12 protein-coding genes are annotated in these 13078 nt (G+C 67.5%); 10 read left to right on the top strand and 2 right to left on the bottom strand.

Going from position 1 to position 13078, the window contains the following annotated elements:
• The first annotated feature begins 6 nt into the window (after positions 1-6).
• From GRI99_RS04090 to GRI99_RS04070, 5 genes are read left to right on the top strand one after another with little or no spacing between them, the layout of a single operon-like run.
• Positions 7-1725, top strand: coding sequence for a CocE/NonD family hydrolase (locus GRI99_RS04090; protein WP_202392909.1), 1719 nt, complete (start codon positions 7-9; stop codon positions 1723-1725).
• 34 nt (positions 1726-1759) lie between these two features.
• The gene (locus GRI99_RS04085; RefSeq protein ID WP_237438091.1) at positions 1760-2746 is read left to right on the top strand and encodes an alpha/beta hydrolase; all 987 of its coding nucleotides are present in this window, start codon (positions 1760-1762) and stop codon (positions 2744-2746) included.
• Between the two features lie 53 nt (positions 2747-2799).
• Positions 2800-3675, top strand: a complete 876-nt coding sequence (locus GRI99_RS18970; RefSeq protein WP_160770680.1) for an alpha/beta hydrolase family protein — start codon at positions 2800-2802, stop codon at positions 3673-3675.
• Entirely contained in the window at positions 3672-5345 is a 1674-nt protein-coding gene (locus GRI99_RS04075; RefSeq protein ID WP_202392908.1) for a hypothetical protein, read from the top strand. The genes GRI99_RS18970 and GRI99_RS04075 overlap by 4 nt, the downstream gene beginning before the upstream one ends.
• Entirely contained in the window at positions 5345-6115 is a 771-nt protein-coding gene (locus GRI99_RS04070; RefSeq protein ID WP_160770679.1) for a hypothetical protein, read from the top strand. Before GRI99_RS04075 ends, GRI99_RS04070 begins: the two co-directional genes overlap by 1 nt.
• Positions 6116-6156: 41 nt before the next feature.
• On the opposite strand, the gene gyrB is transcribed toward GRI99_RS04070, so the two are convergent.
• Positions 6157-8700 (bottom strand): DNA topoisomerase (ATP-hydrolyzing) subunit B, encoded by a 2544-nt coding sequence (gyrB, locus tag GRI99_RS04065; protein WP_160770678.1) that lies wholly within the window; start codon positions 8698-8700, stop codon positions 6157-6159.
• Between the two features lie 122 nt (positions 8701-8822).
• Here gyrB and GRI99_RS04060 point away from each other — a divergent pair, with 122 nt between their 5' ends.
• Positions 8823-9350, top strand: coding sequence for a hypothetical protein (locus tag GRI99_RS04060; RefSeq protein WP_160770677.1), 528 nt, complete (start codon positions 8823-8825; stop codon positions 9348-9350).
• Positions 9350-9799, top strand: coding sequence for a DUF421 domain-containing protein (locus GRI99_RS04055; protein WP_160770676.1), 450 nt, complete (start codon positions 9350-9352; stop codon positions 9797-9799). Before GRI99_RS04060 ends, GRI99_RS04055 begins: the two co-directional genes overlap by 1 nt.
• Before the next feature lie 68 nt (positions 9800-9867).
• Here GRI99_RS04055 and GRI99_RS04050 read toward each other — a convergent pair whose 3' ends face one another.
• Positions 9868-10152 (bottom strand): hypothetical protein, encoded by a 285-nt coding sequence (locus GRI99_RS04050; protein WP_160770675.1) that lies wholly within the window; start codon positions 10150-10152, stop codon positions 9868-9870.
• A gap of 125 nt (positions 10153-10277) precedes the next feature.
• Between GRI99_RS04050 and guaA the strand changes: the two genes are divergently transcribed.
• The 3 genes from guaA (at position 10278) to GRI99_RS04035 (ending at position 13030) form a co-directional block, all read left to right on the top strand.
• Entirely contained in the window at positions 10278-11855 is a 1578-nt protein-coding gene (guaA, locus tag GRI99_RS04045; protein ID WP_202392907.1) for a glutamine-hydrolyzing GMP synthase, read from the top strand.
• A 1-nt stretch (position 11856) separates the two neighbouring features.
• A complete protein-coding gene (locus tag GRI99_RS04040) occupies positions 11857-12474 on the top strand; it encodes an alpha/beta hydrolase (protein ID WP_160770674.1) in 618 nt (205 codons plus the stop codon).
• A 109-nt stretch (positions 12475-12583) separates the two neighbouring features.
• Positions 12584-13030 (top strand): CHRD domain-containing protein, encoded by a 447-nt coding sequence (locus GRI99_RS04035; RefSeq protein ID WP_160770673.1) that lies wholly within the window; start codon positions 12584-12586, stop codon positions 13028-13030.
• The last annotated feature ends 48 nt before the right edge of the window (positions 13031-13078 follow it).

Genomic DNA, 13078 nt, shown 5'->3' with positions numbered 1-13078 from the left:
GGCATGATGACAACAGCAAAGCGCGCGATCGCAGCCCTGGCGGGGGCGCTTCTGGCAGGCGTGCCTGCCGCAGCCCTGCAGGCGCATGACTATCCCGATTATCAGCGCCAGTCGCTCTATGTGCCGGTGCGCGACGGCACCCGGCTGGCGGTGAACATCTACCGCCCGGCGGACGAGGACGGGGTTGAAACCGCCCGCCTGCCGGTGATCTTTGCCTTCACCCCCTACCGCGCCCGCTTCACCGACCGCAACGGCCAGGTGCAGGAGACGGCGCTGGGTGACGGGCTGGCGCTGCGCAGCCTGCTGCGCGCAGGCTATGTGGTGGCGGTGGCCGACGTGCGCGGCAAGGGTGCGTCCTTCGGCGCGCGGCGCGGCTTCCAGGACCGGACCGAGGCCAACGACGGGCACGACCTGGTCGAGTGGCTGGCCGACCGGCCCTACACCACGGGCGAAGTGGGGATGATCGGCTGTTCGTACCTGGGCGGCACGGTGATGCACACCGCCAGCACCGCCCCGCCATCGCTGAAGGCGATCTTCGTGGGCGCGACCGAGTGGGACAAGTACGAGTTCGTGCGCGGTGGCGGCATCACCGCGCAGTTCAACACCCGCCCCGACGAGCCGCTGAGCGAGGACGCCGCCAGCATTCCGGTGGATGCCGACCGCAGCGGCGCGCTGCTGCGCCAGGCTGTGGCCCAACACGCCCAGAACACCCCGATGGCCCCGCTGTGGTATGGCATGCCATATCGTGACAGCGTCTCCCCCATCCTGGGCACCCCGTTCTGGGAAGAGGTGGCGATCTGGCGCTATGCCGAAGTCATCCGCAATTCGGGCGTGGCGAGCTACTTCTGGAGCAACTGGAAGGACGAGCCGACCAGCCAGGTTATCGTGGCGGCGGAGAACCTGGGCGGCCGCCTGCTGATCGGCCCCGGCAGCCATTGCGAGACCCCGGCGGGGTTCGACTTCACCGGCGAGATCACCCGCTTTTTCGACCATCACCTGAAAGACCGCGCCAACGGCATGGCCGGGCAGCCGCGCGTGACCTACTGGCAGGATTTCGGGGATGGCCTGAACCGCTATACCCGCGTCGACCGGTTTCCGGGGGCGGACCAGATCACCCGCACCTTGTTCCTGGGCCAGGCGGCGGATGGCAGCGCCGTGCTGGCGGGCCGGCCGGGGGCCAGCGGCGGGCGGACTTTTGCGGTCGACTTCGACGTGGCGGACGACAACTACTTCGCCTTCTGGCCGCCCAGCCTGGATGCCCACGGTATCACCTATGATACGCCCGCGCTGGAGCAGCCGCTGGACCTGCTGGGCTATCCGGTGGCGCACGTGGCGGTGCAGCTTGACCGGCCGGACGCCAATGTCTTCGTCTACCTGGAAGAGGTGAAGGCCGATGGCAGCGTGGCCGTGCTCTCGTTCGGGCGGCTGATGGTGTCGCACCGGGCCGTCTCGGACGCGCCGTGGAACACGCTGGGCCTGCCGTGGCACTCGGGCATGCAGGCCGATGTGGCGCCGCTGCCGGTGGGGGAAACCGGCATGCTACAAATCGCTATGCAACCGCTTTCACGCAGGGTACCGATAGGCTCGCGCCTGCGATTCCTCGTGACCGGTGCGGACCCCCGGCAGCGCAACCTGCGCGACCTGGCGACCGACCCGGCACCGCGCATCACGGTCCGCCACGGGCCGGGTGCGGGATCGCGGATCGACCTGCCGGTGGTGCCCTGATGGGCGCCCCCAGGGCACGACAAGGGAGAGGTCGATGAACCGGATTGCCAAGTATGCGATGGCCGCGCTGCTGGGTTTCGGCCTGGCCCAGGGCGTGCTGGTGCAGAGCGTTCTGGCGCAGGATGCCGCGCGCCCCGACCCCGCGGCGATGCGGGCGGAGCGCGAGGCACGCAACCGCCTGCCCAATACGCCGGGTGACGGGCCCTATCCTGCCACGATCGAGATCGACGACAGCCTGCCCGGCCACGTCATCTATCGCCCGGCGGACCTGGCCCCGTTCGGCGGCGGCGGGCTGCCGGTGGTCATCTGGGGCAACGGGGCCTGCGCCGATGATGGCACCGCCCACCGCTTCCACCTGGCCCAGATCGCCAGCTATGGCTACCTCGTGGTCGCCGCAGGCCACTGGCGCAGCGGGCCCGGCGCAACCGAGGGGCCGTTCGTGCAGGAAATGCCGGCCGATGGCACCCTGCCGCCGCCCGCCACCACCGCGGAAGACGTGCTGGAAGGCCTTGACTGGGCCATCGCGCAGGACCGTGATCCCGCCAGCCGCCTTCATGGCCGGGTCGATACCGGCAAGGTGGCCGTCGCCGGCCATTCATGCGGCGGGTTGCAGGCCATCACCCTCGCGGCCGATCCGCGGATCGATACCGTGCTGGTGCACAATAGCGGCATATACAACAACCAGAACAGCCCCATTCGCGGGCTGATGGTGTTCAAGGACATGCTCAACAACTTCCACCAGCCGGTGATCTACATCCTGGGCGGGCCGGAGGATATCGCCTACCCCAACGGCACCGACGACTATGCGCGGCTGACCCGCGTGCCCGCCATGCTGGCCAACCTGCCGGTGGGTCACGGCGGCACCTTTGGCGAGCCGATGGGCGGCGCGGTGGCGCACGTGGCGGTGGACTGGCTGGAGTGGCAGTTGCGCGGCGACGAAGTGGCTGCGCGCACTTTCACGGGTGAAAATTGCCGCCTGTGCACCGGCACCGACTGGACGCTGGAGCGCAAGGGATGGTGACAGCCTTAACGCGCGCCGCGCTGGTCGCGGCCGGGCTGCTTGCAGCAGCGCCTGTGTATGCGCTTGCACCGCGCGAGGCCGGTCCGCTCTACGAGGGCCCTGCGCCGGGTTCGGAAAGCTGGAGCGAGCCGCGCGTGGTAACCGTTTGCGGCGGATCGGTGCAGGTCTTCAACACCAGCCAGCCGCGTTACGAGCTGTACCTGCCCGATGCCGGCAGGGCGACCGGCGCGGCGGTGGTGATGCTGCCGGGCGGGGGCCTGCGCGTGCTGGGCCGCGGGGCAGGGGAGAATGCCGAGATCGCGGCGTTTCTTGACCACGGCGTGGCGGTAATGCTGCTGGAATACCGCACGCGGCAGATGCCTGCCGCCTCGCTGGATGGGGCGTGCCGGGGGACCGACCCCGATGCCCCGCCGGTGCGCTTTCCGCCGATGCAGATCGTCAACGGCAATGCCAACCCCGCACGCGGCGATGCCACCACCAACGAGGTGCTGCGCCTGTCCACCGCCGACGCGCAGGCCGCATTTGCCATGCTGCACCGGCGGGCGGGCGAGCTGGGGCTGGACCCTGACCGGATCGGCGTGATCGGCACTTCGGCCGGCGGCGGCGTGGCTTTCGGTGCCATGCTGGCCGATGCCCCGGCGGAGACGAAGCCCGATTTCTTCATCTCGATCTTCGGCCCCAGCTTGCAGGACGTGCACGTGCCCGATCCTGCCCCGCCGCTGTTCCTGGTGACCGAGTCCGACCACGGCCCGGTGACCGACGGGCTGCTGGCGGTCTTCTCGATCTGGAAGGCGGCCGACCGGAAGGTGGAGCTGCATGTTTACGAAGTGCCCAATTTCTCGATGACCGTGGACCTGTGGGGCCCGCGGCTGTTCGACTGGATGCAGGAACGCGGGATCACCCCCGCCAACAACGGACCCGACCAATGATCAGACCCGCGCGCGCGATGCTCGCCGCTTCCGCCATCGCCCTGGCCCTGGCCGCCTGGCAGGGTGCCATTGCCCGCCAGGATGCCGCCGCCTCTGCGGTGCCCGCCCAGCGCGAGGCTCCGTCCGGCCAGCCGGTCGATCCGCAGGTGCCCGCGCAGGCCCGCCAGGCCGCTGCCGCGCCGGTGGACCCGGAAGCCGTGCCCGATGGCGGGCGGCGCTGGTGGGATCCGGGCGAAGGGGGCATGTTCCCCCAGCGGCTTGACTACCGGAACGATCGCGGCCGCCTGCGGCTGTTCAATCGCGATGGTGCATTCAGCACGGCCGGCCACCCGTTCTTCGAGCCGATCGGCACCAACGGGCGGGCCTGCGTGAGCTGCCACCAGCCGGCAGACGGGATGAGCCTGTCGCTCCAGTCGATCCGCGAGCGGTGGGAGGAAACCAACGGGCAGGACCCGATCTTCGCCGCGATTGACGGCTCCAACTGCCCCAGCCTGCCGCAGGGCGATCCTGCCTCGCACTCGCTGCTGCTGCAGCGCGGTCTGTTCCGCGTGTTCCTGCCCTGGCCGCCCAAGGACCCTTGGAGCGCGGGCACCATCGTGCCTGAATTCACGCTGGAAGTGGTCCGCGATCCCGGCACCTGCAACACCGATCCGGTCTATGGCCTGAACAGCGATAACCCGATGGTCTCGGTCTATCGGCGCCCGCGCGTGGTGGCCAACCTGCCCTATGCCGTGCACCGCAACTTCGGCATCGGGCCCTTCGTGGGCAAGACGGGCGAGCCCGCGCTGCGCGATCCGGAGAACGGCCAGCCGGTCAACATGAACATCATGGCCGATGCCCGCGCCGCCACGCTGGGCACGCAGGCGATCGATGCCTCGATCAACCACCTGCAGATGCTGCAGGGGCTGACGCGCGAACAGGTGCGCCTGATCAACGAGTTCGAGGACCAGCTCTACGCAGCACAAGTGCATGACAGCCGTGCCGGTAACCTGCTGACGGGCGAGGGCGGGCGCTATATCGGGCCGGAGGCGCTGGCCAACGGCACCGTGGGCGTGTTGGGCAACAACACCACCCGCTGGGTCTTCCCGCTGGACGAGGCCTGGGCCGCACCGCAGCCGGGCCTTTCGGCAGAGGAGAACGCCATGCGCGCCTCGATCCGGCGCGGGCAGCAGATCTTCCACTTCCGCACCTTCTGGATCAGCGATTCGATGCACCTCAACACCGTGGGGCTGGGCAATCCGGTGAAACGGACCTGCGCCACCTGCCACGGCATGCACATGACCGGGCTGGATACCGCCAACGGCTGGATGGATATCGGCACCACCAACCTGCCCTGGGCGCGCGAGGTTCCGCTGAACCCGTGGACCGAGGAACGCGAGCTGATGCCGCTGTTCAAAATCACCTGCCGGGCGGACGTGCCGCCGCACCCGTTCTATGGCCGGGTGTTCTATACCCAGGATCCGGGCCGCGCCCTGATCTCTGGCAAGTGCAACGATGTGGGCACGATCGTGATGCAGCAGTTCCGCGGGCTGGCGGCGCGCGCGCCGTACTTCTCCAACGGCTCGGCCATGAACATCCGCGAGATCATCGACTTCTACGACCGGCGCTACAACATCCAGTATTCGGAAGCCGAGAAGGTCGATCTCGAAAACTTCATGGGGACCCTGTGATGGCCAACCGTCTTCTTGCTGCCGCCGCCGGTTTCGGCCTGCTCCTGTCGGGCCAGACGGCATCCGCAACCGAACTCGCCTTCATCGCCTGTCCCTATGTGCGCGACACGGTGAGCGTGCCGTGCTGGCTGACCGAGTACGAGGGCGAAACCTACTACATGGGCGTGCAGACCGACGTGTCGGCCCCGTTCAACCCGCCGTGGCTGGGCCACAAGGCGCTGGTGGAAGGCACGCCCGATCCCGATGGCACGCGCATCTGCGGCGGCATCGTGCTGGAGCCGGTGAAGGTGGCCCCGATGCTGGAGATGTCGCCCGAGTGCAACCGGCTGGAAATGGCCGATCCGAATTATGTCCTGCCGTTCGTGCCGCGCCGTCCGCCGGGGCCGAGCGCGGGCACACTGGCCTTCGTCCCGCCGCCACCGCCGCCGGCGCCCGAACCGCCATTCCAGGTGCGGACGTTCGAGATCTATTTCCCGTTCGATAGCGGGGTGAATTTCCAGACCCCGGGGGATCTGCAGGCCGTGCTGACCTATGCCAACCAGGTCGGTGCCCGGCACCTGGCCGTGGAGGGGCTGCGCGGTGCCGTGCGGCTGAGCGACGGTACGCTGGTGGAGGAGCGGGCAGGCCTTGCCGAAATCCGCGCCCGCTCGGTCGGCCGCATGTTCGAAGGCCTGGTGCCCAGCGTGGAGGACGTGGCGGTGACCTATTCGGAGGAACCGCAGACCGGCGACTGGCGCAACCGCCGGGTATCGATCACGGTTACGCCTTGAGGGGGGAGTCGGCGCCCTGATGACGGGGCGCCGGCTATCGCTCAGATATCCAGGTTGGCCACGTTCAGCGCGTTATCCTGGATGAACTCGCGGCGGGGTTCCACCACGTCGCCCATCAGGCGGGTGAAGATCTCGTCGGTCACGTCGGCGTCTTCCACTTTCACCTGCAGCAGGCTGCGGTTCTCGGGGTCGAGCGTGGTCTCCCACAACTGCTCGGCGTTCATTTCGCCCAGGCCCTTGTAGCGCTGGGTGGAAAGGCCCTTGCGGCCCGCCGCCATCACCGCCTCGACCAGTTGGCTGGGCAGCGTGATGCTGTCGGCAGAGACGGCGGGTGCGGCCACCTCCTCGCCATCGGCATCCACCGGTTCCGGCTCGGCCTCGGCCCCGCCGGCGCGCACCAGCCGCACGGGGCGGGCAAACACGTCAAGCTGCTCCACGGCGCGGGCGTGGACCTTGCGGGCCTCGGCGCTGTCGAGGAACTTGGGTTCGATCAGGTGGGCATCGGTCACCCCGCGCCACTTGCGGAAGAAGCGCACGGTGCCATCGTCCGTCAGGTCTGCCGACCATTCGGCCTCCGGGTCGCCCGCCTGCAGGAAGGCGGCAGCGGCGGTAAGGCGCGGGGTGCGGGTTTCGGCGGAAATCTGCGGTTCCAGCGCGCCTGCCAGCGCCATCGCCTCGACCACGCCGATATCGTACTTGCGCGGCACGAAGGCGAGGGTGTTCTTGAGGCGCAGGGCGCGGGCAACGATCTCTTCCAGTTCGATCCCGCCGCGCGCGCCGCCGGCGGTTTCCAGCACGCGGCCCTGCAGGCCCGCTTCCACCAGGTAGCGGTCAAGCGCGGCCTGGTCCTTGACGTAAACCTCGCTGCGGCCCTTCGCCACCTTGTACAGGGGCGGCTGGGCGATGAACAGGTGCCCGGCTTTGACGATCTCCGGCATCTGCCGGTGGAAGAAGGTCAGCAGCAGCGTGCGGATATGCGCGCCGTCCACGTCGGCGTCGGTCATGATCACGATCTTGTGATAGCGCAGCTTTTCCAGGTTGAACTCGTCCCGCAGGCCGGTGCCCATCGCCTGGATCAGGGTGCCCACTTCCTTGGAAGAGATGATCCGGTCAAACCGGGCGCGTTCCACGTTCAGGATCTTGCCGCGCAGGGGCAGGATGGCCTGGGTCTTGCGGTCACGGCCCTGCTTGGCGCTGCCGCCGGCGGAATCGCCCTCCACCAGGAACAGCTCGCACTTGGCGGGATCGCGTTCCTGGCAATCGGCCAGCTTGCCGGGCAGGCTGGCCACGCTCATCGCGCCCTTGCGGCTCATCTCGCGGGCGCGGCGGGCGGCCTCGCGGGCGGCGGCGGCATCGATCACCTTCTGGATGATCTGCTTGGCGTCTGAGGGGTTTTCCTCCAGCCACTGGTTCATCTTGTCGCCCATCAGGCTTTCCAGCGGCTGGCGCACTTCGGAGGAAACCAGCTTGTCCTTGGTCTGGCTGGAGAACTTGGGGTCCGGCAGCTTGACCGAAACGATGGCGGTCAGCCCTTCGCGCATGTCCTCGCCGGACAGGCTCACCTTCTCCTTCTTGAGCAGGCCCGAGCGCTCGGCATAGTTGTTGAGCGTGCGCGTCAGCGCCGCGCGGAAAGCGGCCAGGTGGGTGCCGCCATCACGCTGGGGGATGTTGTTGGTGAAGCACAGGACGTTTTCGTAATACGAATCGTTCCATTCCAGCGCCACGTCGATGCCGATGCCGTCCTTTTCGGCGGAAACGGAGATCGGCTCGGGCACCAGCGCCTGCTTGTTGCGGTCAAGATACTTCACGAAGGCCGCGATGCCACCTTCATAGAACAGGTCATGCTCGGCCACGTCCTCGTGCCGCTTGTCGCGCAGCAGGATGCGCACGCCGGAATTGAGGAAGGCCAGCTCGCGATAGCGGTGCTCCAGCTTCTCGAAGTCGAACTCGGTAACGTTCTTGAACGTCTCCTCGCTGGCCTTGAAGGTGACGCGGGTGCCCTTCTTGAAGCCCTGCGGGTCGGAGTTGCGGTCAACCTTCGGGGCATCGCCCACCACGCGCAGCGATTCCACCGCGTCGCCATGTTCGAAGCGCATCCAGTGTTCCTGGCCATTGCGCCACACGGTCAGCTCCAGCCATTCGGACAGGGCGTTGACCACGGACACGCCCACGCCGTGCAGGCCGCCCGAAACCTTGTAGGCGTTGTCGTCGCTGGTGTTCTCGAACTTACCGCCGGCGTGAAGCTGGGTCATGATGACTTCGGCGGCGGACACGCCCTCTTCCTTGTGGATGTCCACCGGGATGCCGCGGCCGTTGTCTTCCACGCTGACGCTGCCATCGGGGTTCAGCTCGATCAGCACCAGGTCGCAGTGGCCGGCCAGCGCCTCGTCGATCGCGTTGTCGGACACCTCGAACACCATGTGATGCAGGCCCGATCCGTCATCGGTATCGCCGATGTACATGCCGGGGCGCTTGCGGACCGCATCCAGCCCCTTGAGCACCTTGATCGAATCCGCGCCATATTCGCCCTGCAGGGGTGCGTTGGCGGGAGTTTCCGGGGCGGTGTTTTCTGCGTCGTTTGCCATGGACCCGCATATAGGCATTTGCGCCCGTTTTCCCAACGAAACGGGCGCAAATGCATGCGGTTTTACGGGGATAAGCGGGGCCGGAACAGGCGCGGGCCTCTGGCGTTTCCAGCCTTGCCGCCATGACCACCTTGCCCGACTCCGCTTTCCCCGATGGAATCGAGCCCCGCCACACCCGGCCGGGCGCGATGGGCTGGCGTTTCCTGCCGCTGCTGCTGCTGGGTGCGCTGCTGGCCCTGGCGCTGAGCGGGGCGCTGGGCGGACGGCCCAATCCGGTGGTGACGGCGCGCTCGCCTGCGGTGGATCTTGCCTTCAAGGCCCCCACGATCCTGCGCAACGGCGAATTCTTCGAAATGCGGGTGACGGCCACGGCCCGCCGGCCCATTGCCAGGCCGGTGCTGGCCGTGTCGGCCACCTACCTGCATGACCTGACGATCAACTCGTTTATCCCCGCCGCCAGCAAGGAGGGGTTCGAGGACGGCATGTTCGTGTTCGAGTTCGAGCCGCTGCCCGCCGGCAAGGCACTGGAGATCAAGCTGGACGGCCAGGTCAACCCGCCGCTGGTGGGGGTGAACGCTGGCACGCTGCAACTGCGCGATGGCGATCGGGCGCTGGCCACCCTGCGCTCGCAGCTGAGGGTGCTGCCCTGATGGATATCGTGCTGCGCGCCACGGTGATGTTTTTCCTGGTCTTCGGCCTGCTGCGCCTGCTGGGCAAACGCGAACTGGCCGAAATGACCCCGTTCGAACTGGTGCTGCTGGTGGTGATCGGCGACCTGCTGCAACAGGGGGTGACGCACAACGATTTCAGCCTGACCGGGGCCACGCTGGCGATCAGCACCTTCGCCTTCTGGAGCCTGGTGCTGGGCCTTGTGGCCATGCGCTCGCGTCGGGTGGAAGCGATGCTGGACGGCGAACCTGCCGTGCTGGTGCGCCACGGCGAACTGCTGCGCGACATGCTGAAACGCAACCGCCTGACCCTCAACGAGTTCGAGGCCGAGATGCGGCTGGCGGGCATCGCCCGTGTGGCCGAAGTCGAGTGGGCAATCCTGGAAACCAACGGCAAGATCAGCTTCATCGAGGCGAAGGGCGCAGCCTGAAACGCAAACGCAAACGGCCGCCCGGGTGGGGCGGCCGTCAGGCTGTGGTACAGCGATTTTCGCGTCGCTCAGGCCATCCAGATCGGCGGCACCGGCAGGCGCTCCACGCTGGCGAAATAGGCTTCCAGCAGGCGCTTGGCGATCCGCTTCATCGGGTGGTCCTCCAGCCGCCGGTTCAGGCGACGAACGCGGTCAGCGCCGAGGTGCTGATGGCGATCAGGGCGATGGTGGCGAAAATGTCGATAGCAAAGGTACGCATGGTAAGAACTCCGGTTGGCGGGGCGGATTTGGGAGGGAGAGAGGGGTCCGCCCCGCCGATGGGAGCCAAATAGGCGCGCAATAAAATTGTGCAATTGCGAACAATGCGACAAGTGTTGCATGTTTTGCAACGCGGCGTTGCGGCTTGCATCGCACCGGTTGTGGCCATTTTTAGCCCTGCGCTGGACTTAGCCGCGCGCACAGGGCAAGCGCCTTGGGCATGACCGATACCGCCATGCACCCCGATTCCATCCTCATCGTCGATTTCGGCAGCCAGGTGACCCAGCTGATCGCCCGCCGCGTGCGCGAGGCGGGGGTCTATTGCGAGATTGCCCCCTTCACCCTGGCGCTTGCCGCCTTCGAACGGATGCGGCCCAGGGGCATCATCCTGTCCGGCTCGCCCGCCGGGGTGCCGGAAGAAGGCAGCCCGCGCGCGCCGCTGGAACTGTTCGATGCCGGGGTGCCGATCCTGGGCATCTGCTATGGCCAGCAGGTGATGAGCCACCAGCTCGGCGGCGAAGTGCGGCCCGGGCACGAAGTTGGCGACGGCGGCGAGTTCGGCCGTGCCTACCTGACCGTTACCCGCGATTGCGCGCTGTTCGACGGGCTGTGGCAGGTGGGTGAACGCCACCAGGTGTGGATGAGCCACGGTGACACCGTCACCCGCTTTGCCCCCGGCTTCGAGATCGTGGCCGTATCCGACGGCGCGCCCTTTGCCGTGATCGCGGACGAGAGCCGCAAGTTCTACGGCACCCAGTTCCACCCCGAGGTGGTCCATACCCCCGATGGCGGCAAGCTGCTGGCCAACTTCGTCCACAAGGTCTGCGGCCTGAAAGGCGACTGGACGATGGCCGCCTATCGCGAAACGAAAGTGGCCGAGATCCGCCAGCAGGTGGGCAGCGGGCGGGTGATCTGCGGCCTGTCCGGCGGGGTCGATTCCTCGGTCGCCGCCATCTTGATCCACGAGGCGATCGGCGACCAGTTGACCTGCGTGTTCGTGGACCACGGCCTGTTGCGGATGAACGAGCGCGAACAGGTGGAGACGATGTTCCGCGACCACTACAACATCCCGCTGGTGGTGGTGGATGCCGAGGAGCGCTTCATGGCGGGCCTGGCCGGGGTGACCGACCCGGAAAAGAAGCGCAAGTTCATCGGCGCGGAGTTCATCGCCGTGTTCGAGGAAGAGGCGAACAAGCTGGGCGGGGCGGACTTCCTGGCCCAAGGCACCCTCTATCCCGACGTGATCGAGAGCGTGTCCTTCACCGGCGGCCCCTCGGTGACGATCAAGAGCCACCACAACGTTGGCGGCCTGCCCGAACGCATGAACATGAAGCTGGTGGAACCCTTGCGCGAACTGTTCAAGGACGAGGTGCGCGCGCTGGGCCGCGAGCTGGGCCTGCCCGACATCTTCGTGGGCCGCCATCCGTTCCCCGGCCCGGGCCTGGCCATCCGCATTCCCGGCGAGGTGACCAAGGAGCGTTGCGACATCCTGCGCAAGGCCGATGCCATCTACCTCGACGAGATCCGCAAGGCCGGCCTCTATGACGCCATCTGGCAGGCCTTTGCCGTGCTGCTGCCGGTCAAGACCGTGGGCGTGATGGGCGACTATCGCACCTACGATTCGGTCTGCGGCCTCCGGGCGGTGACCAGCACCGATGGCATGACCGCCGATGTCTACCCGTTCGACGCCCACTTCCTCACCGGCTGCGCCACCCGCATCGTCAACGAGGTACAGGGGGTGAACCGGGTGGTCTACGACTATACCAGCAAGCCGCCGGGCACGATCGAGTGGGAATAGCTTGAGCCGCGCCACCGTCCTCGTTGCCGCAGGCGGCGGAGGATCGCCCGCGCGCCACCGGGGGCTGATCGGGCGGCTGGAAGCGGCGGGCTTCAGCGTGATCGCACCGGAGTTTGCGATGCTTGCCGCCCCGCGCGCCAGCGTGGCGGAGATGGAAGGGCGCATCGCCATCATGGCCGAGGCTTTGGCGGGTGCGGACCCAGCCCTGCCGCTTTACGGCGTGGGCCATTCGCTGGGCGCGGCGCTGCTGATCGGCTTTGCTGGGGCGGACATGTGGCACGGCCCCGGCGCGCGCCTTTCGGTGCCGCACCAGCCCCGGCTGGCGAAAGTGGCCGCGCTGGCCCCGCCGGTGGAATTCTTCCTGGCCCCCGGCGCGGCAGAAAAGCTGGCGGTGCCGTTGCTGCTGCGTTCTGCCGGGCAGGACTCGATCACCACCCCGGCCTCGCACAAGGCCTTCCTGGCGCGGCTGCGTTGTCCGGTGGACTTCACGGTCGAGCCGCTGGCAGGCCACTTCAGCTATATGGACATGCCGCCGCCGGGAACAGGCGATGGGTTGTCGGACGGGGCGGCGTTTCGCGCCCGGATCGCGGCAAAAATTTGCGCCTTTTTCCGCGACTAGCTGCACACGACACGACGATCCGACCAGCACTCGGAACGCGAACACAGTTCCCTACGTTCTCTCGCGCATGAAGCCGCAACTTCGCGGTGTTCACCGAGAGGATAGTCCCATGAAACTGACCACCACCTTGGCCGCAGTTGCCGGCATCGCAATGCTGGGCGCCTGCGCTACCATCGAGGAGGAGGCTGTCGACGCTTCGTCCGACACCTATCGCGCCCATCTGATGGGTAGCAACGAAGTACCCGCCGGCGACCCCGATGGCATGGCCGATGCCGAGATTTCCGTATCGGACGGCTTTGACCAGGTCTGCTGGGAAGTGAAGAACGTGCGCGGGATCGGCGATGTCACCGCTGCCCACATCCACTTCGGCCGCGCCGGAACCAACGGCCCGCCGGTCTTCACCCTTACCAAGTCCAACGAAGGCCGCTGGCAGGGTTGCAGGGACGGGCGCGAGTGGACCCAGAACCGGCTGCAAGGCAATCCGGCGGACTTCTACGTCAACCTGCATACCGCTGAATATCCCAACGGCGCGATCCGGGGCCAGTTGAGCCAGTAAGGCGGGGCGGGGCGCGCCCGGGGCCTGCCCAGTGCGCGCCGCCTCTTC

The sequence above is a fragment of the Alteraurantiacibacter buctensis genome, from assembly GCF_009827655.1.
Lineage (GTDB): Bacteria > Pseudomonadota > Alphaproteobacteria > Sphingomonadales > Sphingomonadaceae > Alteraurantiacibacter > Alteraurantiacibacter buctensis.
Note: the sequence above shows the minus strand (reverse complement) of the source record. Positions and strands in the feature narration are given on the sequence as shown.